The 24,333-nt window shown below is 69.0% G+C and carries 12 protein-coding genes; 2 read left to right on the top strand and 10 right to left on the bottom strand.

The window, feature by feature from the left end:
- Nucleotides 1-52: 52 nt before the first annotated feature.
- Together A5760_RS04865 and A5760_RS04870 are read left to right on the top strand one after the other, a co-directional pair.
- Nucleotides 53-649: a carboxymuconolactone decarboxylase family protein gene (locus A5760_RS04865; RefSeq protein ID WP_064878207.1), complete on the top strand. Its 597-nt coding sequence runs from the start codon at nt 53-55 to the stop codon at nt 647-649.
- Nucleotides 646-1,542, top strand: coding sequence for a sigma-70 family RNA polymerase sigma factor (locus tag A5760_RS04870; RefSeq protein WP_064878208.1), 897 nt, complete (start codon nt 646-648; stop codon nt 1,540-1,542). Before A5760_RS04865 ends, A5760_RS04870 begins: the two co-directional genes overlap by 4 nt.
- On the opposite strand, the gene A5760_RS04875 is transcribed toward A5760_RS04870, so the two are convergent.
- From A5760_RS04875 to A5760_RS04920, 10 genes are all read right to left on the bottom strand, one after another.
- Nucleotides 1,536-2,057 (bottom strand): hypothetical protein, encoded by a 522-nt coding sequence (locus tag A5760_RS04875; protein ID WP_064878209.1) that lies wholly within the window; start codon nt 2,055-2,057, stop codon nt 1,536-1,538. The genes A5760_RS04870 and A5760_RS04875 overlap by 7 nt on opposite strands.
- Nucleotides 2,058-2,376: 319 nt before the next feature.
- Entirely contained in the window at nt 2,377-2,916 is a 540-nt protein-coding gene (locus tag A5760_RS04880; RefSeq protein ID WP_064878211.1) for a hypothetical protein, read from the bottom strand.
- A 228-nt stretch (nt 2,917-3,144) separates the two neighbouring features.
- Entirely contained in the window at nt 3,145-3,360 is a 216-nt protein-coding gene (locus A5760_RS04885; RefSeq protein ID WP_064878212.1) for an MbtH family protein, read from the bottom strand.
- Entirely contained in the window at nt 3,341-4,627 is a 1,287-nt protein-coding gene (gene mbtG / locus A5760_RS04890) for an NADPH-dependent L-lysine N(6)-monooxygenase MbtG (protein WP_064878214.1), read from the bottom strand. Before mbtG ends, A5760_RS04885 begins: the two co-directional genes overlap by 20 nt.
- Nucleotides 4,624-9,066, bottom strand: a complete 4,443-nt coding sequence (locus A5760_RS04895; RefSeq protein ID WP_064878216.1) for a non-ribosomal peptide synthetase — start codon at nt 9,064-9,066, stop codon at nt 4,624-4,626. The genes mbtG and A5760_RS04895 overlap by 4 nt, the downstream gene beginning before the upstream one ends.
- A complete protein-coding gene (locus tag A5760_RS04900) occupies nt 9,063-15,644 on the bottom strand; it encodes a non-ribosomal peptide synthetase (RefSeq protein WP_064878218.1) in 6,582 nt (2,193 codons plus the stop codon). The genes A5760_RS04895 and A5760_RS04900 overlap by 4 nt, the downstream gene beginning before the upstream one ends.
- A gap of 1 nt (nt 15,645) precedes the next feature.
- A complete protein-coding gene (mbtD, locus tag A5760_RS04905) occupies nt 15,646-18,690 on the bottom strand; it encodes a mycobactin polyketide synthase MbtD (protein ID WP_064878428.1) in 3,045 nt (1,014 codons plus the stop codon).
- Nucleotides 18,690-20,009, bottom strand: a complete 1,320-nt coding sequence (locus A5760_RS04910; RefSeq protein ID WP_196771990.1) for a polyketide synthase — start codon at nt 20,007-20,009, stop codon at nt 18,690-18,692. Before A5760_RS04910 ends, mbtD begins: the two co-directional genes overlap by 1 nt.
- A 5-nt stretch (nt 20,010-20,014) precedes the next feature.
- Entirely contained in the window at nt 20,015-20,770 is a 756-nt protein-coding gene (locus tag A5760_RS04915; RefSeq protein WP_064878222.1) for a thioesterase II family protein, read from the bottom strand.
- Between the two features lie 8 nt (nt 20,771-20,778).
- On the bottom strand, nt 20,779-24,282 hold the full coding sequence (locus A5760_RS04920) for a non-ribosomal peptide synthetase (protein ID WP_064878224.1): 3,504 nt from the start codon (nt 24,280-24,282) through the stop codon (nt 20,779-20,781).
- Between the last annotated feature and the right edge of the window lie 51 nt (nt 24,283-24,333).

The raw sequence follows: 24,333 nt of genomic DNA on the forward strand, positions 1-24,333 counted from the left end.
GTCGACCTAGTAAGGACGTTGGTCAACAACACAACTTGCCAGGAGGATCGCCATGCCACGGCTGCACGGAGTCTCCGACCGCGACGCAGGCCTCGGCGCCAAGATCGCTTTCTTTTTCACCAAGCGCAAGCTCGCGCAGATGACCGGGCTGGAAACCGCGGGGATGCTGGAACCACTGCGGATGTATGCGCACATCCCGCGGTTACTCAACGCCTACGGCAAGTTGGAGCAGGCCGAGTCGAAGCTGGACGTCCTCAGTCCCCGCCAGCGGGCACTGGCCGAGCTGAAGGCGGCGACGACGGTGCGCTGCGAATACTGCATCGACCTCGGCTCACAGATCGCGCGCCGCTGGGGCATGACCGACCAAGAGCTGTTGGCCCTCGCCGATTATCAGAACGCGCCGTGCTTTTCCGACGTCGACAAGCTGATCCTGCGGTACGCCACGGCGATCAGCCGGACCCCGGTCGAGGTGAGCGACGAACTGTTCGACGCGCTGCGCGCGCATTTCGATACCCCGCAGCTCGTCGGCCTGACCCACGTGATCACGCTGGGCAACCTTCGGGCCCGTTTCAACATCGCGCTCGACATCGGGTCGTCGGGCTTTTCCGGTGACCGGGTGTGCGCCTTACCCGAGACCGATCGGCCGTGACGGCGGAGGCGTCACTGGCGGCACGCTTCGAGGCGGCCCGACCACAACTGGGCGCCATCGCCTACCGCATGCTGGGCTCGATCGACGACGCTCAGGATGCGGTGCAGGAGGCGTGGCTGCGGTTGAGCCGCACCGCGGAATCGGACGGCGGGGACGGCATCGCCAACCTGGACGCCTGGCTGACCACGGTGGTGGCGCGCATCTGCCTGAACATGTTGCGCGACCGCCGCACTCGCGGCGGCGAGGAGCTGATCGGTCACCTGCCGGATCCGATCGTGGAGGCAGAGGGTGAATTCGACCCCGAACACCGCGCGATGCTGGCCGACGCGGTGGGGCTGGCGCTGTTCGTGGTGCTGGATACGTTGCCGCCGGCCGAGCGGCTGGCGTTCGTCCTGCACGACGTGTTCACCGTGCCGTTCGATCAGATCGCGGCCATCGTCGACCGGACGCCCGAGTCGGCCCGCAAGCTGGCCAGCCGGGCACGACGCCGGATCGAGCAGGCCGATCCGGTTCCCGACGGCACGTTGGCCGCGCAACGCGAGGTGGTCGACGCCTTCTTCGCGGCGGGGCGCAGTGGCGACTTCGACCGCCTGGTCGCGGTCCTCCATCCCGACGTGGTGTTGCGGGGTGACTTCGGCGCCGCCGCGGCCGTCTTCCGCGCCCAGGGCGCGGCCTCGGTGGCCGAGCTGGCCCGCGGTTACGCGGGCTCGGAGCGCGAGGCGCGTGCCGCGACCATCAACGGCGCCGCCGGCGCGGTGATTTTCATCGCCGGCCGAGCGGCATCCGTCATGGGTTTCGTGGTGCGCGACGGCCGGATCCGCGCGATCGACGTGCTCGCGGATCCGGCGCGCATCGCCCGGTTAGACCTGCGCGCGCTGGGCGCCGATCACTGACCGGCGGCCTGCAGCAGTTCCATCGCCGACGCCCGCGACAGCACCCAACCGCCCTGATTGACGAAGGTGACGTTCTGCGTGACCGGCGACGTCAGCTTGGGGCCGGAGACCGCAACGTCGGCGGTCGCCGAACCGGCCGCGGCCGGCTGGATGTTCGTGACGTCGAACGACAGCGGCAGGTCGCCGTTCTTGGCGGCCTTCTGCAGCTTCTTGTCCGCGACGTGCGCTTCCATGCCACTGATGCCGCCCTGGACCAGATTGCCTTTGCTGTTGAACGACACGTTCGGGTCGGCGAGGCTGGTCAGCACGCCCGTCAGCTGATCGGGAGTCGGCACGTTGGCACCGGCGACCGGCTGGGCCGGGGGCGGATCCTGCGGAAGCGGCGCACCGACGGTGGCGAGCCGCACCCCGGCGGCCAGCGAACTCGGCGTCGCGACGGAAGCCACGCCGGCGGCGGCGCCCCCGACGATGGCCAGCGCTGCCACCGCGGTAGCAAGGGTCTTGACGGTCTTCATGGTTCCCCCTTCGGTGGGCACGAATTTCGACGCTCGGTTGGCAATCCGCGGCCGCCTCTCCTGGCGGCTCGGATGGTGTAGGCGTGCCCGTTGCGTCTGGTACTTCGTGTCTCGGCACCGATACGTTACGGCGATCCGATGTGGGAGAAACAAGAGCACACTGTGCGCCGGCTGTGCGAGGACGTGCATTGGAAGGCCGCTGGGCGGCTGGCCACCGCGAGCCGGGGGAATTGAAAGGCAAACCCCAAGCGCCGCCTCACGGAGGCGCATGGGGTCCGCTTGAAACGTCGGTGTTGCGAGACGAATTCGCCGAACTGTCTTAGTTGGTCGCCGTCGACGCCTGCAGCAGAGCAAGCGCAGCGTCGTGCTGCAAGACCCAGTTTCCGTTCTGGTTGACGAACACCAGGTGCTTGTTGACCGGCCCGGCGAACTTCGGCCCCGTGATGGCCACGTCGGCCTGGGCCATATTCGGGCCGGCCGGCGCGATGTTCGTCACGTTGAACTGCTCGGGGAAGTTACCGTTCCGGTAGGCCTTGCGCAGGTCGTGGTCAGCAACCATACCCTCGTTTTGACTGACGCCGTTTTCAACGAGGTTGTTTTTGTCCCTGTAGTTAACCCCGGGGTCGGTTACTTGCGTGCAGAGGTTGGCCAACTGATCCGCCGTCGGCAACTGCCCCGGCGCTCCCGGCGGCGGGGGCGGAGGAGGCGGCGGCGGGTCTTGCGGCAGTGGCGCGCCGACTGCAGCCAGTTGCACCTGATCCAGGCCGATCGGTGCTGCAATGGAAGCCACACCGGCGGCGGCGCCGCCAATGGCGGTCAGTGCCGCCACGCCCGTGGCAATGGACTTCACGGATTTCACAGGTCCCCCTTCGATGCACATGGACCGTGGCGGAAATCCTGCGGATCGCCGCACACGGTCACACGTCTCCTTGGTTGAAGATGGTGTAAGTGTGCCCCGTGACTCCGGAATTTGTGTCTCAGGTCGGTCACGTTACGACGACGCTACGGCCGCGACGTGTGAAATCACGCTAATTATTCTGTGCCGCAAGCGTGTAGCGGCAAAAATCTCGCCCCCGGCAGACCCCTGCTACTCCCCGGCGAGCGCCTCGATCAGGCTCTTGGGCCGGATGTCGGACCAGTTCTGTTCCACGTACTGCAGGCAGTCCGCGCGGCTGGCTTCACCGAACGCCACCCGCCAGCCGGCCGGCGCGTCAGCGAAGGTCGGCCACAGGCTGTGCTGGTCTTCATCGTTGACCAGCACCACAAAGGTCGCGTTGTCGTCGTCAAAGGGGTTCGCGCTCATCGTGTCTCCTTCTCACGGGATACTCGGACGGGCTGACGGTGGATCCCAACACCCGGTCGGATAGCAGCCCAAGGCAGCTCAGGTTGGGAAACCCGGGCCCCTGGGTAAGTCCTGACAGGTTCGGCAGGAACAACTTGGGTGTCACGTCTGGGACGGCCAGGTCATAACCTATCGCCTCCTGCAGCCGTTCCGAAGTCAGGGGCCCACCCAGACCGAGTTCTAGCAGATCAAGGGCTTCTTGGCTGAATAACGGTGCGAACCAAAGCGAGTCAGCGCCGGAGCCGTCGATGACGAGATCAAAACCGTGTACCGTCTCCAGATTCTCGCTGCCGCGATTGGTGGACAGCGTCAACCGGATCTGCCCCTCCTTGCCCACCGCGTGGGCTACGCGGCCACGCAGGTGGTGGATGCGATCGTCGGCCAGCAACGCTTCCTGCACATGGGACGAAAACACCCCACGGTCGGTGCGCGCCAACGCATCACGGCGTTCGGCAAGCGTGAGGGCCGGCCAGTTGGTGGGATCGGAGAACAGCGAGTTCTCGAAGAACCCCTCGCCGCGGGTGAACAATGTGGCTTGTGGCGAAATCACGGTGATGCTGGAAACCCGGTGCCTGAACAGCTCATAGAGCATCGCCGCGGCCGTCTCGCCACCGCCGATCACCGCCACCCGCTCCGCATGGATCCGGTCGTGATTGGCCGCGCGGTCCCAGAACTGGGCGATCGACAGCACGCGCGGATTGCCTGGAAGCAACGACTTTTCGGCCTGGCCGGGACCGGTGATCATCAACGCGTCGGCGTGCACGGCGGTCTCGTGCGTGTGCAGCGCCCAGCGGTCTCCGGCGATCGCCAATCGTTCGACATCACCGTGCACCACGTTCATGCCCACGTGGTGCGCGACCCAATTCAGGTACTGACTCCACCGGCGATGCGTCGGCGCCGGCCTGCCGCGGTCGATCCACTCCGCGAACGAGGCCGTCGCGATGAGATAGGACTGCCAGCTGTAGCGGGTCATCCGCTCGTCGAGTTCGGCGTTGCGGCGCGGCACCAGCGCCGAGCGGTAGGGAAACCCGACGTCTTTTTCGGGACTGGTGCCCAACCGATGCGCGCCATCGGTCCAGCCGCCGCTGGCCTGCCAGTTCGCCGCGACGCCGATCCGCTCCACCGCGACCACGTCGGGAACCTCGACGCCCATTTCGCGCAGCGCGAAGGCCTTGGCTGCCACAGCCACCGCCTTGGCGCCGGCACCCACGATCGCAAGTGTGCTCATTTCACCATCTCCCGCAGCGAATCAACCCAAATCTCCTGCAGCGCAGCAATATCCGTGTAATCGAGAATGTCGGGCAGGGCGCGCCACTGCGCGGCCAGAACCCGCTCCCCGTCATAGCTCAGCACCATCGCGGCGATGGTCAACTCGTGGCGCACCGCCAGTTCCGGCTCCGGCACCGGCGACGACCCGGCGAGTAGCTGGCGCTCGAGCCGCAGCCCCGTACCGCCGTCGGTGTGCGCGGCGCCGAGATAATTCAGCAGCAGCTGCGGAGGTGAATAACCGGCGAGCCGCTGAGCGGTGTCGTCCCGCAAGTAGCGCAGCAACCCATAGTCGAGTCCATCGCCGGGGATGGCCGCCAACTTCTCCCCCACCTCGTGCGGATCCGTCGAGTCGAGCCGCACCGGGTAGATGGAGCTGAGCAATCCGACCGTGTCGCCGGTGTCGATGGTGTGTGCGCCCGGTCCGTCCACCAAACTGTCGGCGCGGCCGTGTGTTTCGAGTGCCAGCAGCGGCGGCGGAGTGGCCTGTCTGCGCATCTCGCGCCAGCGCGTCACCGTCGCCGCGGTCGCGGCGACCAGCAGCGTGGGCAACGGCAGGCCCGAATCCAGCAGCCGGCGGGTGACGTCGGCGTCGGTGGCGGCGTTGCGGACGATCAGGTCGCGAGCCCGATCGCGGCTCGGATCGAGCCTCCTGGCACCGAGGTCGGGATCGTCGCCGTCCAGTTGGGACGCCCAGAATTGCACCGTGTCCAACCGGTGCGCCCGCGCGGTCAGCGCTTCCGCCCAGCGCCGATAGCTGGTGTGTTCGCGGATGGGCGCCGGCGAGTGGCCGGTGGCCGAGGCCGTCAGGGCGGCACTGAGTTCACCGAGGATCACGCGCCACGACGCCGGGTCCAGCGCGACGACGTGCGCGGACAGCAGCAGAACGCTCTCCCCCGCCTGCGGCCGCAACCACACCGCGGACAGCAGCGTTCCGCGCTCGGGGTCCAGGCGGTCGACGGCCCCGGCGACGTGGGCGGGTACCGCCGCGGCCAGATCGCCAACCACCTCAACCTCTTTGAGCGTGCCGACGACGTCGGCCGTGGGCACCGGCACCAGGGTCATGGTGGAGCGGTCCACCCGGGTGCGCAGCACCTCGTGACCCTCGACGATGCTTGCCAGGGCCGCGTCCAACTCCTCGCGGCGCAGCGTCTCGGGCAATCGGATGGCTTCGGTCTGTGCCAGCCGGCGCGGGTTGCCGAATTCGTAGAGCCACCGGCCGTTGGGCAGCAACGGCATTGGTCCGGATCCGGTGTCCGCCTGCTGGCCGGCGGCCGTGGTTTCCGAGTCGATCGCCTCGGCCAGTTCGCGGATGTTGCTGCACTCGAGGATGAGCCTGGCGCGCAACGCAATTCCGTGTGCGCGGGCCGCTTGTACCACCGACAACGCCATGATGCTGTCCAGGCCCTGCTGCAGGAAATCCGCGGTGACGTCGATGCGCGGCTGCCCGAGCAGCTCGGCCAGCAGCTCGGCCAGCGCGGATTCCGTGGCGGTCTCGGGCGTCGCCGCCCCGGCCTCGGACTCGGCGTGGTCGAAGGCGGCCAGCGCGGTCTCGTCCAGCTTTCCGTTGGGGGTCAACGGGATTTCGTCGACCAGGATGATGCGTTGCGGAACCATGTAGCGCGGCAGCCGGGCGCTGAGCATGCCCCGCAGCTCCGACGTGGTGGGCCGGCCGGCTGCCGGGTCGGTGGCAACGTACGCGGTGAGCCGCGCGACGCCCCGGCGCTGCTGCACCAGCACCCCCGCGTGTCGCACGGCCGGGTGCGATTCGAGGGCGGCCGCGATCTCCCTGGGTTCAACGCGGTGGCCGCGGATCTTCACCTGGGCGTCGGCGCGTCCCACGTATTGCACTGAGCCGTCGGGCAACCGGCGCACCAGATCGCCGGTGCGATACATCCGTTCGGCCGCCGCAAACGGGTCGGCGACAAAGCGCGCGGCGGTCTCCGGAGCGCGGCCCAGGTAGCCGCGGGCCAGCTGGGCACCGCCCAGATACAGTTCGCCCGTCGCCCCGCACGGCACCGGGCGCAGCGCGGAATCCAGCACGTAGCCGCGGGTGTGCCGGGTGGGCCGCCCGATGGCCGGTTCGTCGTGCTGGGCGATGGCGGCGACCACCGCCTCCACCGTGGTCTCGGTGGGCCCGTAGCAGTTGTATGCCGTCATCGACGAGGTGCTGCAGGTGTTGCGGATCCGGGCCCAGGCCGCGCTGCCGACCGCCTCGCCGCCCAACGCAAGCACGGTCAGCGGCGCCTCGCTCAGCAACCCGAAAGCCTGCAATTGGGCGAACATTGACGGCGTGGTGTCGATCATGTCGATGCCGTGCGCGGCGATCAGCGCGACGAGCGCCTCGGCATCGGTCTGGGTCTGCTCGTCGACGACATGCACGCCGTGCCCGTCGAGCAGGCCGACCAGCGGCTGCCACGCGGCGTCGAAGGCGAACGACCAGGCGTGGGCGATGCGCAGCGGCCGGCCGAGTTTGGCTGCCGCGGGCCGCAGTACGCGGTCCAGATGATCGTCGGCGTAGGCGCCCACCGCGCCGTGGGTTCCGATGACGCCCTTGGGTTCTCCGGTCGTACCCGAGGTGAACACGACATACGCGGCCTGCGCGGCTGGAACGTCGACGGGGTTGAACTCGTGGTCGTGCGGTTCGCCGGCCTCCAGCAGCTCCTCGGTCAGCTCGTCGTCCAACACGATCGACGCGCCCGATTGGCGCAGGATGGAGTCCACCCGCTCGGGGGGCATTCCCGGTTCCATCGGCACGCACATGCCGCCGGCCTTGAGCACCGCGAATATCGCGATGATGTACCGCGGGCCGCGGGACAGCCTGATGCCCACCGGAGTTTCGGGCTTGACCCCCTTGTGGGCGAGTCGCGCCGCCAGCCGGGTGGCATGAAGATTCAGTTCGCGGTAGCTCAGTGCGCCACCCGCCCAGCTGACCGCCCGGCTGTCCGGTGTACGGGCCGCAACGTCGGCGAACCGGGCGTGGATGCTCAACGGCGACACCGGTATTGATGCACCGCTTTCGGCCCGCAGCGGGTCGGCCTCATCGCCCAGCAGTACGCTGACGTCGCGCAGCGGACGCTCCCAGCCCTGCAGCAGCCTCTCTGCGGCGGTGAGCACCCGCCGCCCGAATGTGGCGGCGGGTATGGCACCCAGCGCTCCGTCGATCGCTTCGATCAGCACCACCAGCTCGCCGCCTTCCATGTGGGCGGCGATCGCGATCGGGAAATGCGACAGAGTTTGCAGGGCGGACGGCCGGAAAGTCGCACCGCCGGCGGTCAATTCGCCACCCGCGGTCAGCCCGTCCATCGGGAAGTTCTCGTAGACCAGCAGGGTGTCGAACATCTCCCCGACCCCGCCCAGGGCGCGGAGTTGGGCATGCCCGACATAGCTGTGCTCGCGCAGCAGCGCCGCGTCGCGCTGCACGGCGCGGCACTGCTCGCCGGCCGTCGCGGCCGGGTCGAGCCGCACCCGCAGCGGCACGGTGTTGATGAACAGACCGACCATGGTCTCGACGCCGGTCAGTTCGGGCGGCCGACCGGAGACCGTGACCCCGAAAACCACATCGCGGGTGTCGGTAAGCCGCGACAACACCAGCGCCCACGCCATCTGCATCAGGGTGTTGACAGTGATGCCGCGCGATCGGGTGTCCTCGACCAAGCGCGTGGTGATCTCGGCCGGCAGTCGCAGCTTGGTGGTGCGGGGCAACGCCGTCTGCTGTCCGTCAGCCGTCTCGATGGACCCCAGCGAGGCGGCAAGCAGGGTGGGGCCCGGCAGTCCGGCCAGGTGCTCGCGCCAAACCCGTTGGCTGGTTTCCGGGTCGCGGCTCGCCAGCCAGCCGATGTAGTCGCGGTAGGGCCGAGGCGCTACGGGCAACGCCGACGGGTCGCCGCCGGCCTGATAGAGGATCATCATCTCGTTGACGAACACCGGCAACGACCATCCGTCGATCACGATGTGGTGCGCGGTGAGCACCAAACGCCATCGCGCGCCGGGCAATTCGATCAACAGGAAGCGAATTGCCGGTCCACGTTCCAGATCGAACGGTCGTCGGCGTTCGCCGGTTTCCAGCGTGGGCACGGCCGCCGGTGCGGCGGCGACCAGTCGCCACGGCAGTTCGACGCGGGACGGCACGATCTGTACCGGTCGCGGGATCCCCCGGCTGAAGAAGCTGGCCCGCAGATTCGGGTGCCGCACCAACATCTGTTCCGCGCACTCACGTAACAGCGCGACGTCGAGTTCGCCGGAGATGTCCGCCGCGATCCCGATGACGTACGGGTCGTCCGCCGCTTCACCGTCGGCGAATTCGGCGAGCGTGGTCAGCGAATACAAGCCCTCCTGCAGCGGGCTCAGCGCCATCACGTCCTCGATGTCGGGTGCGACATCGGTTTCGGCAGCTGTCATGTCGTGCCTTCGCGCGACGACGAGAACAGTTGCGTCACGGCAGCCAGGTCCGAGGGCGACAGTCCGGAGGTACTCATCGGCTCGAAACGGGTGTCGGTCGGCTGCTCGTCCTCTTCGATGACTGCCCCTTCGTCGCCCAGAGCATCGAGTGCGGCGGCCAGCTGCTGCACCGTCGGGTTCTCGAAGATCATCCGCGGGCTCACGGCCAGGCCGGTCGCCCGGGCCCGTGACGCGAGCTGCACGGACAGGATGCTGTCGCCGCCGAGGGCGAAGAAGTCATCGAAGCGCCCCACCTCCGGGGTGGACAGCAGTTCCGCGAACACCTTGGCCAGCGCCCGCTCGGTAGCGGTGCGCGTCGGTTCAGTCTGCCCGCCGGTGCTGACCGCCGTCCGCGGCAGCCCGGGCCGGTTCAGCTTGCCCGATTCGGTTTTCGGGAGGACGTCGAGCACGGTCAGCGACGACGGCAGCATGTAGCCCGGCAGGGTCGTGGCGATCGCCGCGCGCACCTCGCCCGCGAAGGTCGCCTTCGCGGCGTCATCGGTGATCGGGCGTTGCGGCACAACATATCCGGCCAGCGAGGTGCCGCCGTGCACCTCCCACGTGCGGGCCGCCGCGGCGGCGACGCCATCGGCGCCCGCCAGGGCCGCCTCGACCTCGGCCAACTCGACGCGGAAACCGCGGACCTGCACCTGGTGGTCGGAACGTCCGACGAATTCCAGTTGGCCGTCCTCGGTCCACCGGGCCAGGTCGCCGCTGCGGTACAACCGCGAACCGGCCTCGGCGCCATAGGGATTGGCGATGAACCGCGTCGCGGTCAGGCCCGGGCGTTTCCAATATCCGCGACCGAGCTGATCACCGGCGTAGTACAGCTCGCCCACCACGCCGACCGGCACGGTACGCAGCCCCTCGTCGAGCAGGTAGGCCTGCGCCCCCGGGACCGGCTTTCCGACAAGCGGATTCGGCAGGCCCAGCCGCCCGCGGGACACCGCGCCGGAGGTCTCGGTGGAACCGATGTTGTTCAGCAGCTCGGTGCCGGCGCCGCCCTGGTCGGCGCACACCGATACCAGCCGCTGCAGCAGCGCCGTGCTCACCGGTTCCCCGCCGCACACCAGCCGCGACAGCGCGCGCACGGCGTCGGGCCGGCTGTCCACCAGCGCCGACACCAGGCTGGGCACCGCGGTCACCTGGGCGACCGAATACCGGTTCATCAGGTCCCCGAGGGCTTCCGGGTCACGGTGCTCGGCGTCGTCGGCCAGGATCATGGTCGCGCCGGCAGCCAGGCCGGCCAGCATCTCCATGCCGCCTTCGAGGAAGGTGATCGAGGCCTGCGCCAGTCGCACGTCGTCGGTTCGCGGCGGGTAGTGCCGCAGCTGCCAGTCGAGCCGCGCGGCCATCGAGCGATGCGTTCCCACCGCGCCTTTCGGCTTGCCGGTGGACCCGGAGGTGAAGACCAGGTACATTGGGTCGTCGGGGTGCGGCAGTCGCACGTCCCTCGACAGCGTATCCACGTCGTCGCTGAGGATCAGGGCGCGTACCTGTGGATCGTCCAGCGAGATCAGCTCGACCCCGGGCACCTGCGGCATGGTGTCCACGGCTTCGACCGTCGCGACCACGACCGGCGGTTGCACGTCGTCGAGCATGAATTGCTTTCGCGCCAGCGGATATCCGGGATCGATGGGGAAGTAACCTGCGCCGGCTTTCATGATGGCCATTAGCGCCACCACCAGCTCGATGCTCCGCCGGGTCGACAGCCCGACCAGCGACCCGGGGCCCACTCCGTTCTTGACGAGCAGCGCGGCCAGGTTATCCGAACGGCGATGCAGCGCAGGGTAATCGATGCTCTGCTCGCCGCAGCGCACCGCGACCCGGTCGGTGCCCCACGCCCGGCTGGGTTCCAGCAGTTCCGGGATGGTGCGCGGCCGGTCGTGCGGCGGCTGCTCGCCGCGGCTCCAGTCCTGCAGAATGCGGTGCTGTTCCGCGGTATCGATCAGCCGGACATCGCGCAGAGTCTGATCGATGTCATCGGCGAACTCGGTGAGCGCGCGGGCCAGCCATTCCGCCATCCGCTCGATCGTGGTCCTGGCGTACAGCTCGGTGCGGTAGATGACATTGCAGTTGTAGCCGATGTCGTCGGAGCCGTCGGTGCCGAAGAAGTTGACGCTCAGATCGGCGTGCGCCATGTCGAAGACGGGGTCCAGCGAGGTGCACACGGTGTCCTGCTCGCCGCTGCCCGCGGCCGCGGTCTCGATGACCCGGGTGGCGGACAGGTGATCCCGGACGTGCACGACAACCTGGAACAGCGGGTTGCGTGACAGCGAGCGCACCGGGCTGACGCTGTCGACGACACGGTCGAACGGCAGGTCCTGGTGAGCGTAGGCGGCCAGCGCGGTCTCCCGGGCACGCTTGAGTAGTTCGCGCAGCGTCGGATTGCCGTCCATGTCGTTGCGTAGCACCAAAATGTTGACGAAGAATCCGATCAGCTGGTCCAATTCGGCTTCGGTGCGGCCGGCGACCGGGGTTCCCAGCGGAATGTCGGTTCCCCCACCGGCTTTGTGCAAGACCACGGCGACGGCCGTTTGCAGCAGCATGAATTCGGTGATGCCGAGCTCGCGGCACAGTTCACCGAGCTTGGCGCGGGTGGCCGAGTCGATCTGGAAGTCGACGGACTCCCCTTCGCCGCTGGGCACCGGCTGGCGCGGGAAGTCCGGGCGCAGCCCGGTGTCCTCCGGCATCCCGGCCAGCTGCCGGGTCCAGTACTCCCGCTGGCCGCCGGCGATGGCGGACTCCTGGCCGCCCGCGTCGCCCAGGAACGTGCGCTGCCACGCCGCATAGTCGGCGTACTGCACACGCAGCGGGGCCCAGGACGGGGCCTCTCCGCCGCGGCGGGCCCGGTAGGCCGTCATCACGTCGGAGAACAGCACGCCCGCCGACCAATGGTCGGAGGCGATGTGGTGCACGACCAGCGACAGCACGTGCTCCGCGGTGTTCTCGGTGCGCAGCACCGCGACCCGGATCGGTAATTCCGCGTCCAGTTCGAAGCAGTGGCACCGCTCCACGTCGAGCTGCTGTCGCAGCCAGGCCTCGTCGGGCCCCTCCTCGCGGCGCACCGGAACCTCGACGCCGGCCGGTTCAACGACTTGGTAGGGCACGCCGTCCAACTCGACGTAGCTGGTGCGCAGGATCTCGTGCCGGGCAACGACGTCGCCGACGGCAGCGATCAGCGCATCGATGTCCCACGGCCCGGTCAGCTTCGCCGCAAAGGGAATGTTGTTGACCCGGCTGGGCCCGTCCACGCGGTAGGCGAACCAGCTGCGCAGCTGCGACGCCGACAGCGGCATGGGTTCGTCATGCGCGGTGGTGATCAGCCTGGGCCGCGACTGCGCCAGTCCGCCCGAACCCTGTTGGTCGATCCGCTCGGCCAGCGCCCCGACCGTCGCGAGTTCGAACACGTCGCGGATGCCGATTTCCACCCCGCACTCCGCGCGGATCGCGGTGACCAGTTTGGTGGCGACCAGCGAGTGGCCGCCCAGATCGAAGAACGAGTCGTCGACGCCCACGCGTTCGTGGCCGAGCAAGCCCGAAAACAGTTGGGCGATGCGCTGTTCGGTGGGGGTGGCGGGGTCGCGGTATTCGGTGGCCGCGGCGATCTGCGGCTGTGGCAGCGCGGCGCGGTCGATCTTCTGGTGCGCGGTGATCGGGATCTCGTCGAGCACCACGTAGACGGCCGGGGTCATGTAGTCCGGCAGCGCGGCGGCCACCCGGGCCCGGATGCGCTCGACGTCAACCGTTTCCGTGCCGGCGCCCTGGGCCGGCGTCACGTAGCCGACCAGGCTCCTGCCCAACTGGGGCAGGTCCATGGCCAGCACGACCGCTTGCCCGACGCTGGGGTCGACCGAGATGGCGGCCGCGATTTCGCCCAGCTCGATCCGGAAACCGCGGATCTTCACCTGCTCGTCGGCGCGACCGACGAACTCGATGTCGCCGTTGGCGTTGCGGCGGGCCAGGTCACCCGAGCGGTACATCCGGCCACCGGGCGTGAACGGGTCGGCGACGAAGCGCTCGGCGGTCAGCTGCGGCCTGCGGTGATATCCGTGCGCGACATGTGTTCCGGCGATGTAGATCTCGCCGATCACGCCGACGGGCACCGGCTGCAGCGCGTTGTCGAGCAGATACACCTGCGTGTTGATCTTGGGCCGGCCGATCGGCACCACCCGGGTTCCCTGGGTGCCTTCGACGGGGTAGCTGGTGCAGTTCACCACCGTTTCGGTCGGTCCGTAGAAGTTGTGCAGCGACGCGTCGAAGGTGGCGTGGAACTTGTCGGCGATCTCGCCGGGCAGGGCCTCCCCGCCGATGGGCACGCGTCGCAGGGTCCGCCACTGGCTGACGCCGGGCAACGACAGGAAGAGCCCCAGCAGCGACGGCACGAAGTGCATCGACGTGATGCCCTCGCGGGCCAGCAGGTCGGTGAGGTAGCCGATGTCGCGCAGCCCGTCGGGGCGCGGAATCACCAAGCGGGCACCCATGATCAGCGTGCCGAAGATCTCGCCCATCGACACGTCGAAGCTGGGCGAGGCGACCTGGAGCAGCCTATCGGTGTCATCGATCCGGTATTCGTCGCCGAACCAGACGAAGTACTCGGCGATGGGTGCGTGCGGCACCGGAACGCCCTTGGGCAGCCCGGTGGAGCCCGAGGTATAGATCAGGTAGGCCGTGTTCTGCGGGCTCAGCGGTCGGATCAGCCCGGCTGGCGCGCTGGCCGGATAGCGCGCGGCGTCGGTAACCGGTTCGCGCAGCACCAATTTCGCGTCCGCGTCCTCGAGAATGAAGCTCAGCCGGTCCTGCGGGTAGGTGGGATCCACCGGCAGATAGACCCCGCCCGCTTTGAGCACGCCGAGCGCGGTGATGACCAATTCGGGGGACTTGTCCAGCAGCACCGCGACGCGATCCTCGGTGCCGATCCCCTGCTCGATGAGCCAGTGCGCCAACCGGTTCGACTCTTCGTCGATTTCCCGGTAGGAATAGGCGCGCCCCTCGTAGACCACGGCGACGGCATCGGGGGTGAGTCCCGCCCTCCGGCTGACCAGCTCGGGCAACGTGCTGGCTGGGGTGACGAATTCCTCGCCGGTCGACACAGCGCGCAACCACTCGGCGTCCTCGTCGCTCATCAACGCGCACGCCGACAGCTTCACGTCGGGGTCGGACAGCAGGCCGTCCAGCAAGGCGGCGTAGTGGCGCAGCAATTGCTCGACCAACTGCTGATCCATCACCTCGACCAGGTACTCCGCCTCGACCAGGCCGCCGCCTGAGCCGTCCGGTGCCCGATCCAGCTCGACCATCAGACTCAACGGCAATTGATTGAAATGGCCACGCAATTCGCCGCGCTCGCAGCGCACCCCGGGCGGGCAGAAGCCGGCGCCGTCGGGCTCCCGTTGCCCGAAGCTCACCCGGGTCATGCGGTCCGCGCCATGCCGGCGGTCGGGATTCGACTCGCGCACCAGCCAGTCCAGGTCGGCGCGCGAATGAGCGAAGGCGCCCACCGCATCCTCACGGGTTTGGGCCAGCAGCTCGCGGAACGTCTGGTGCGACCCAGGCCGCAGCCGGATCACCACGGTGTTGCCGTAATACCCGATGACATCCTCGGTGCCCACGCCGCGGTTGAGCACCGGGGCCGCCACCAGGAAGTCGGTCGACTGCGTGTAGCGGTGCACCAGCGCGGCGAACGCGGCCATCAACACCATGTACGGGGTGGCGCCAGTCTCGCGGGCCAACGCCGCCGCCCGCTCGACGGTGTCCGCCGACAACGGCGCGAACGCGCGCTGTGCGCGCCAGGTGCTGGGCACCGCCGAACCGTTGGCCCCGGGCAGCTCGAGGGGATCCGGGAGGTCGGCCATCCGCGGCCGCCAGTAGTCCAGGTCCGCCTGACGAATGGCGGTCGCATCGGCGGCAACGTCCCTGAGCACCCGGCCATCGGCGAACTCGGCCGGGTCGGTGTATGCGCGGGTCAGATCGGCGAAGAAGGGCGCCCACGAGCCGTCGTCCCAGGCGATGTGGTGCGCGGTTATCAGCAGCATCAGTTCGTCGTCGGCCAGCCGCGCCGCCGTGACTCGCAGCGGTGAATCCTTGCTCAGGTCGAATGGCCGGCGAAAGTCCCGCTGCGCCAGCACATCCAGCCGCAGCCGACGCGCCTGATCGGTCATCCCGGTCAGGTCGTGTTCGGCCCATTCGGGCCGCAGGTCCTCGCGGACCACCGGGCGCGGATCGCCCTCGCCGTCGGTGGCGTACGTCGTATGCAGCACCGGGTGTCGCGCGGCGACGGCATCGACCGCACGGTGCAGCTGCGCGGTGTCGACGGTGCCGGACAGGCGGTAGGAGACGCAGATGTTGAGCAGCGCGCTGTCGGGATCGACGGACTGCACGAACCACATCCGGTGCTGGCCGACCGACATACGTGGTTCGTCGTCGGTCGCGACGGGCACCGCGGCCGTCGTCTTGGCCAGGCCGCGTTCAGCGAGCTTGCGGCGCAGTAATTCCAGCCGCTCATCGTCGAGACGGGTGCTGACGCCGGTGGTGTCTGTCACGCTAGGAGTCCAACCTTTCTAGCATCGCGAGCGTTGAGTGGTGCGCACCGTTGGCGGCTCCGGCGCGCTCGAATGACGGCGGCGCGGCGGGCCCGCCGGTTGAGTCGGCACGCAGCGCGTCGATCAGCTCGGTCACCGTGATGCCGCCGAGCATGCGGGATACCGGAACCGAGTTGCCTACCGTGCGGCGCAGCCGCTTACGTAAATCGAGCGCGAGCAACGAGTCCACACCCAGGTCGATGAGCGGCGTGCCCGGGTCGATCGACAACGAATCACCCAGGTGCAATGTCGCGGCCAATTCGGCCCGCACGATGTCGGCGAGGGGCTTCCCCGCCGCGGCCTCGTGCGCCTCGTCCCCGCCGGCGCGTGAGACGGTGAACGGCATTGGCATTCCCTGGCTTTCGAAGAACACCTGCAGCCGCTCGAAGTCCGCGTCGAAAATCAGTGGATCGCCCTCGTAGCGATATAGGCTGGCTTCGATGGCCTGTTCCGGCTCCATCGCCACCAGACCGGAGCGCTCGGTGCGGGTGATCTCGTTGCCGACCACTACCCCGGCGCCCTGCCACAGGCCCCATCGGATCGCCGTGCAGTCGCGGCCCGTGGCGCGCAACCGGGCGGCCAACACGTCGAGCATCCGGTTGGACGCCGCGTACGCCGCGTGGGTGTAGCCGCCCCAGACGCCGAATACCGAGGAGCAGGCCAGGATCCGGCAGTCCGGCCGCAGCGGCCACACGTCGGCCAGCATCGCCAGTCCGCGGACCTTGGCCGCGCAGACCTCCGCCACATCGGAGCCGGTGAGCTCGGCACGCGGACGCGCCCGCGCGATGCCGGCGGTGTGGATCAGCAAGGATGCGCCCGATCCATAGTCGGCGGCGACGGCGGCCAGCGCGGCGCGATCGGTGATATCGCATTGCGGCGCATGAACTTCGGCGTCGTACCGGTCGGCGAACTCACGCAGTGCGGCCGGGTCAACGCCGTTGCGGCTCAGCAGGGTGACGGTCCGGGCGCCGCGTTCCAGGCAGTACCGGGCGTACTGCAGTCCGATGGCTCCGCTGCCGCCGGTGATCACCACGTCGTTCAGGGCGGCGGCATCGAGGGGCCGCGGGGTCGCCGGTTCGCGGCACGCGCGGAACGTCCGGACGTGGCGTCGCGGCGATTCGGTGCCCCGCAACGCGACCTCGGCCGCCTCGCCGAGCAGCACCTCGACGACGGCTGGTGCCGTGGCGGCATCGATGTCGCGGCGCGCGAGGTCGAGATGCCCGAATGCCTGGTCCGGGAATTCGAAGCCGACGCTGCGGTGCATGCCGGCCAGCGCCGCCTGTGCCGGAGAGACGTTGGCGTCATTGCGGTCGACCTGTTCGGCACCGGCGGTGAGCAACCAGACGGCGCGGCATCGCGGGCCGATGAGCGCGGGGTAATCGGGTAGGCCCGCATCGGGCCGGCCCGCGATCTGCTCGATCGTGGCGATGACGTCGAGCCGATCGAGTTCCGGGGCGACCACCACGAGGATTTCCGCCTCATGCGGTGGCACCGATCGGCAGCCGCCGTGTGCCGCAACGACTTCGACGAGCCGCTGCGTCAGCGCGCCCGTACCGAAGAAGCCGATGTCGACCGAGCTCGCGCTCGGTGTGATCGGCGCCGTCGCCGGCTGCCAGTCCTCGACGGCCACGGTGAGCGCCGGCGCTGGCGCCGCTTCGGTCGGTCGTTCAGGCGCCGCCCACAGGTGCACCGCCCGCATCGGCGCGTTCGGGAACCCCCGCAGCGCAGGCCGGTCGGCCATCGGGACGGCGTCGGCCCACCTGCGGCCGGGGTCAGCGGTCGCGACGGCGGCGATGCTCGCGGACAGCGAATCGCTGATGGGTCGGTCGCGATGCCCCGAGCCGACGATGACGGTCGACTCGTCGTCGACGATGTCGCCCAGCGGGTAGAGCAGTGACGGGTGCGCGGACAGCTCCACGAACGCGTCGGCCCCGCAGGCACGGGCGTGCTGTACGGAGAGGTCGAATCGCACCGTGCCACAGAGGTTTTCATACCAGTACTCGGAGAAGTCGGTGGTGCCAGCCAATTCGGTGCCCAGCGTGGAGCCGATGAACCGCACCGGGCCGTCCCGGAACGCCGACTTCGGCGTCAGCTCGGCCAGGCTCGCCCGCAACGGTCGTAGCGCACTGGTGTGGCCGGGATAGTCGACGGACAGTAGCTGGCTGAAGATCCCCCGCTGTTGGGCCAGCCGTGCCGCGGCGGCCACCGCCTCGTGATCGCCGGCGACCACGGTCGACGACGGCCCGTTGACCGCCGAAACTTCCAGCCAGCCCGGCGTCTCGGCCAGCAGCGCCTCCGCGATGTCGAGGCCGGTGCCGAGCACCGCCATCGCGTAGCGGCCGGTCAGCCGACCGACGACGGCGGCGCGGGCCACCACTAAAGCGACCGCGTCCTGCAGCGAGATCGCTTCCGCCACATAGGCCGCCGCCACCTCGCCGAGGCTGTGCCCGATGGTGATGTCGGGCAGCACCCCGCAGAATCGCCACGCTCCGGCCAGGCTCACCGCGTGGGTGAACTGCGCGCCCTGGATCTCGGGTCGCGACCAGTCGCGCTTCTCGTCGCCCACCAGATAGGGCAGCGGAGAAGGAAATCCACCGGACGCGAACGCTTGCGCGCACCGGTCGGCCGCCTCGCGGTAGGCCGGCAGTCGCCGGTAGGCGTCAGCCCCCATCGCCTGCCACTGATTGCCCTGCCCCGGGAATACGAATGCGATACGCGGCGGCGTCGCCATGGCGGAGTGCGAGACCAACTCGTGTTCGTCGCCGCGAGCGATCGCGGACAGCCCCGCGAGCAGTTCGGTGCGGTCGGCGGCTCGCAGCACCGCGCGGTGACGTCGCACCCGCCGCAACCGCAGCAGGGTGGAGGCGACCGCAGCGGTCGGGTCTGGCGTGTCGTCGATGCGGCCCAGGTAGGCGGCGATCGCCGCGGCGTCTTGGCGGATCAGCTCGGGGTGGTGGGCGCTGAGCAGCACCGGGACGCGCCCGTCCGGCAGTCGACGGTTCAGCATCATGCGACCTCGGGGACGGAGACGATCAGATGGGCGTTGGTGCCGGCGATCCCGAACGCGGACGCCGCTGCGGTGCGCTGCCCGTCAACGGCCGGCCACGGTGTCAACGTCTGCGCCAGCCGCAAACCCTGTTTGTCCCATTCGATTTCGGGGCTGGCGTCGCCGGCGTGCAGGGTGGCTGGCACGGCGCCGTGTTCGGCGGAGACCAGCACCTTGGCCAGCCCCAGCGCGCCGGCGGCGGCCAGCGAGTGGCCCAAGTTGGATTTCACCGATCCCAGCAGTGCGCCGGCGCCGGGTTCGGTTTCGCCGTAGGTCTGGGCCAGCGAGTGCAACTCGGTCCGATCGCCGAGGCGGGTGCCCGTGCCGTGTCCCTCGATCATCCCCACCTCGTCGGGCTTGATCCCGGCCTGGCTGATGGCCCGCCGGAACAGCCGCACCTGGGCGTCGCCGCTGGGTGCGCTCAGACCGGCGCTGCGCCCGTCCTGATTCATGGCGGTGGCCCGCACCTCGGCCACGATCGGCCGACGGGCACGCAATGCTGCCGACTTCCGTTGCAGCACAAACATCGCCGCCCCCTCGGCCCACACGGTTCCGCTGGCCTGCGCGCTGTAGGGACGGCAGTATCCGTCGTCGGAGAGCGCATGTTGTTTGGAGAACTCGACGAAGAACCCCGGTGACCCCAGCACGTTGACGCCACCCGCGATGGCCAGATCGCAGTCCTCGTTCTGCAGGGAGCGCACCGCGACATGGAAGGCCACCAGAGCCGATGCGCACGACGAGTCCAGGGTCAGCGCCGGCCCGGTCAATCCCAGGGTGTAGGCGATGCGGCCCGAGATCACACTGAGTGCGGTACCGGCCAGCAGATGGCCGCTGTGTTCGGAGAACTTGGCCATCTGGGGCCCGTATCCCGTGGCCGAGGCGCCGACGAAACAGCCCACATCGTGCCCGGCCAGGTCGTCGGGATTGATGCCGCTGTTTTCGCACGCACGCCATGCCACCCGAAGCGCGACCCGCTGCTGCGGATCCATCACGACGGCCTCGCGGGGTGAGATGCCGAAGAACTCCGGATCGAAAGTGGTCGCCCCGGTGAGAAAACCGCCGCGGTCGTGAATCTCCTTGAAGCCGCTGCGGCGCGAGCCGGTAAGCAGTTCGCGCACCGCCCAACCGCGGTCGGTGGGAAACGGGCCCAGTGCCTCACGGCCGTGTGCCAGCAGATCCCAGTAGTCGTCCGCGGTTTCGATGCCGCCGGGCGCTTCCACGCCCATGCCCACGATCACGACCGGGTCGGCGCGCTCGGCGTCGAACCCGTCCTCAGACATTGGTATCACCCGGCATTCACCTGCGCGGCGATCGCGTCGACATGGTCATAGACGTAGAAGTGGCCCCCCTCATACAGCGACACGGCGAAGGATCCGGCAGTGTGCCTTTCCCACTGCCGCAGCATGCCGGCGGCGATGCGGTGGTCATCGTGGCCGCCCAGTACGTGAATGTCGACGCCGATGCGGACATCGGGGCTTGGGTTATACCCGTTGAAGGCCCGGTAGTCGGCGCGCACCGCGGTGGTCAGTAACTCGGAGAACTCTTCGTCGGCAAGCAGTTCGGGGTCCGTACCGCCCAAATCGGCGATGTCGGCCAGCAACCCGTCATCACTGGTCGGGAGTTCGGGCATGTCGGCGACGACGCATGGCGGCGGACCGGCCGACACCCACAGCTTCTGCACTGCCGTGCCGTGCGTTTCGGCGACGCGGGCGAACTCGAAGGCGACGACGGCCCCCATGCTGTGCCCGAATAGCTTCAGCGGCGCGACGCTGGGCCATGGCGCGGCCTGGAAGAGGCTGGCGGCCAGGTCGTGCACGCTGTCGTGAGCGGGTTCGCTCAGGCGGTCCGCCCGCTGCGGGTACTGCACGATGTACGTGTCACCGCCGGCGGCCAGCGCCGTTGCCAGCACCCGATAGCTCGCGGCGGCGGCGCCGGCGTGCGGAAAGACCACGGTGGCACCGGTGGATGGCATGTTGTTGCGGCCCCGTGTCAGTTTGATCCAGGACGGGAACGTGGCGGTGATCAGATTATTCAATGCCATTGCGCTATCTACGATTTCGCGGTTCGCTGGGAGTCGGCCAGAACCGATTCGGCATCCATGCCGATCACTTCCAGGTACAGCTCGGCGACCTGGTCGAGCCGGCCGGGGTCGTTCTCGCCGGCGCTGAGCACCGCGGCCAGCGCCGCCACGGTTCGGTTGGCGAAGATGTCGGCGACCATGATGTCCGGCGCGTCCAGCCAGGCCCGAATCCTCGCCACCGCCTGCGTGGCGAGCACCGAATCGCCACCGAGGGCGAAGAAGTCGTCGTCGACTCCGACGTTGTCCCGGCCGAGCAGGTCACCGACGATCATTGACAGTGCGGATTCCAACGGCGTCGATGGTGGGCGGTGACCGGGCCGCTGCGCTTGCGAGACGGCGGTTTCCAATTCGCGTGCGACGGCCCGGCGGTCGAGCTTTCCGGCATCGGTGAAACCGATCCGCTCCACCACCGTGATGTGGCGCGGGACCATGTGCGCGGGAACCAGGTCTCTGAGACGCTGCCGAATCCGCTCGGCGGTCAAAGAAGTGTCATCGGTACACACCTGCGCGGCTAGCATGTCGGGTTCCCCCGACACGGCGAACAACGCGGCCACCGCAGTCCGCACTCCGGGCACTCGCCGCAGCGCGGTCTCGATCTCGCCCAGCTCGACGCGATACCCGCTGATCTTGACGCGGTGGTCGGCACGGCCGACGAATTCGAGGGTGCCGTCCGGCCAATAGCGCACCAAATCGCCGGTGCGGTACCAGATTCGGCCGTCGTGCTCGACGAAGCGTTCCGCGGTGAGATCGGGACGTCCGCGGTAGCCGCGCGCGATGCCGCGCCCGGACACCCAAAATTCCCCGGCAACCCAGTCGGGGCAGTCGGCGCCGGTGTCGTCGACCACGCGGCAGGCGTTGTTGGGCAGCGGGACGCCGAAGGGCAGGGCCGTCCAGTCCTCGGGTATCGCCTCGGTGACCTCGAAAATGGTGTTGTGCACCGGGGTTTCGGTCGCACCGCCGAGGCCGGCAAAGCGCAGGTTGGGCGCCTCGGCTTGGAGGCGGCGCACCACCTCGGGTCGCACCCAGTCGCCGCCGGTGGGGATCACCCGCACCGAGGACAGCCGAGCGCGGCCGACTTCGATCAACATCTCCAGCCAGCCGGGCATGAAGTGGAGCACCGTGACTTTGTGAGCGTCGATGAGCCGGGCCCAGGCGTCGGGATCACGGCGCTGCGCCTCGTCGACCACCACGATGGCCCCGCCGGTGCGCAAGGTGACGAACACGTCCATCACCGAGATGTCGCCTTCCAGGGTGGACAGGGCCAGGCATCGGTCCGCGGGGCCGATCTCGAAATGGCGGCCGATGAATTCCACCGTGTTCATGGCGGCGTCGTGGGTGACCTCGACACCCTTGGGCTCGCCGGTGGAACCGGAGGTGAACAACACGTAGGCCAGTTCGTCGGGATCGATTCTTGCTGAGGCGATCTCGGCACCGGCACGCACGTCGCGAAGCACCTCGGCGATGACCAGTTCGGGCACCGGCAACGACAGTCGTTGTCCGCCGCATACCAGGGCCAGGCTCACCGCACCGGTGTCGAGGATGCGCTCGGCGCGATCGCGCGGCTGGTCGATGCCGATGGGCAGATATGCGGCGCCGACGGACAGGATGCCCAGCAACGCGGGAATCTGCTCGGCGGTCTTCGGGCCCATCACCGCAACGGTGTCGCGGGCCGTGATGCCGGCGGTTCGCAACGCCGCGGCCACCGCCAGCGCCTGGTCGCGCAGTTGCGCGTAGCTGAGGTCGCCGGATCTCGCGAGCACCGCGGGGGCGTCGGGCTGCCGCTCGGCTTGGCGGAAGAACCCGTCGTGCAAGGCTTCTCCGCTGGGTTGGGCGGTGCGAGCGTTGGCCTCCTCGCGCACCGATCGCTGTGCTTCCGGCAGTGCCGCGGGGCCCGGCGCGTCCCAGGAGTCGTCGGCGTAGGCCAACCGGAGCAGCTCGTCGATGTGGTAGCCGAACATGGCGTCGATGACGCCCGGCGGGAACATGCCTTCGCGCACATCCCAATTCACCAGGACACCGCCGTTGAACTCGGTGACCTGCGCGTCGAGCAGCACCTGCGGCCCCTGGGAGATGATCCAGCCCGGTGTGCCGAATTGGTCGGTCACGTCGGGGCTGAACAGTTCGCCGAGCCCCAGCGCGCTGGTAAAGACCACGGACGCGAGCACCTGGGTCCCGCGGTGACGGCTGAGGTCGCGCAGCACCGACAGCCCGGGATAGGCGGAATGGGCTGCGGCCGTGCGCATCGCGTCCTGCACCACCCGCGCCCGCGCGGCCGCGGTGTCCGCGCCGACGAGATCGATGTCGAGCAGCAGCGAGGAGGTGAAGTCGCCGACCAACGAGTCGACGTCCGGGTGCAGGGCCTGACGCCCGAACAGCGGGACGTTCAGCAGAAAGCGCGAGGTGGTCGACCAGCGCGCCAGGGTGTTGGCGAATCCCGCGGCCAGCGCCATCGCGGGGGTGATGCCGCGCGCCTGGGCGCGGGCAAACAGCGCGTCGCGGGTTTGCGGGTCCAGCCAGTGCCAGCGCCGGGTGCTGTGGTTCGAGGCGCCGCCACCCGTCGACGGCAGCGCCGGCGGGTCCGGCAGCTCGCCGACGCGCTGCGCCCACCACGCCCGGTCCGCCTCGCGCGCGGGTTGCGGCTGCGCGTCTTCGGCTTCGATGGCTTGCCGGTACTGCCGGTAGGTGTAGCTCAGCTCCGGGAGATACTGGCCACCGTAGACAGCCGCCAGATCGGCCATCAGGGTGCGATAGCTCATCGCGTCGGCGGCCTGCATATCCAGATCGACGTGCAGCCGCGACCGCTCAGCCGGTAGCAACGTCACGGCCAGTTCGAACACCGCGCCGTCGAGCTGCTGGTGCGATTTGGCAACGCGGATCGCGGCGAGACGCTGCTCGACCTTGTCGGCGCTCAGCGAGCGTAGGTCCTCGACGCTGACCGGGAAGTCGCCGCTCTCGTCGGCCGGGGCGATGCGCTGCGTGCCATCGGGAAGGAACCGCACCCGCAGCATCGGGTGGCGACGCGCCAGCGCGGTGGCCGCCGCGCGCAGCCGATCGGCATCGATCGGGCCGCCGTCGAATTCTACGTAAAGGTGCCCGGCAACCCCGCCCAGCTGCTGGTTGTCTTGGCGACCGACCCACATCGCGTGCTGCATCGGAGCCAGGGAAAACGGCTCGTCCCCGCCGGACAGCTCCGCGCCGCCGGGCGCTCCGGCCGAAACGGTTTGCCGGTCGGCGTCCTGTCCGCCGGCGCAGACCAACCCGGCCCAGGCCTCGACCGTGGGGGTTTCGGCGAGCGTCGCGAAGTCGATGTCGATGCCCTGGCGGCGCCAGCGGCCGGCCAACGTCATGATCCGGATGGAGTCCAGGCCCTGGCCGATGAGGTTGCTACCCGGCTGAACTTCATCGACGTCGACGCCGAGCAATTCGGCCACCTCCGCCCGGATGTCCTCCGAGCGTGCCGAGGCGTGCACCACAGACCCTCCCTGAATTAGCACAGGCTGCCCTAATTTTTTGGTTACCCTATC

This window comes from Mycobacterium colombiense (assembly GCF_001665835.1).
Lineage (GTDB): Bacteria > Actinomycetota > Actinomycetes > Mycobacteriales > Mycobacteriaceae > Mycobacterium > Mycobacterium colombiense_A.

Excerpts from the sequence above, each read along its gene's own strand:
- A5760_RS04910 (WP_196771990.1), bottom strand. The coding sequence starts at position 20,009 with ATGTCTGAGGACGGGTTCGACGCCGAGCGCGCCGACCCGGTCGTGATC.
- A5760_RS04875 (WP_064878209.1), bottom strand. The coding sequence starts at position 2,057 with ATGAAGACCGTCAAGACCCTTGCTACCGCGGTGGCAGCGCTGGCCATC.
- A5760_RS04865 (WP_064878207.1), top strand. The coding sequence starts at position 53 with ATGCCACGGCTGCACGGAGTCTCCGACCGCGACGCAGGCCTCGGCGCC.
- A5760_RS04895 (WP_064878216.1), bottom strand. The coding sequence starts at position 9,066 with ATGACAGCTGCCGAAACCGATGTCGCACCCGACATCGAGGACGTGATG.
- A5760_RS04885 (WP_064878212.1), bottom strand. The coding sequence starts at position 3,360 with ATGAGCGCGAACCCCTTTGACGACGACAACGCGACCTTTGTGGTGCTG.
- mbtG (WP_064878214.1), bottom strand. The coding sequence starts at position 4,627 with ATGAGCACACTTGCGATCGTGGGTGCCGGCGCCAAGGCGGTGGCTGTG.
- A5760_RS04915 (WP_064878222.1), bottom strand. The coding sequence starts at position 20,770 with ATGGCATTGAATAATCTGATCACCGCCACGTTCCCGTCCTGGATCAAA.
- mbtD (WP_064878428.1), bottom strand. The coding sequence starts at position 18,690 with ATGCTGAACCGTCGACTGCCGGACGGGCGCGTCCCGGTGCTGCTCAGC.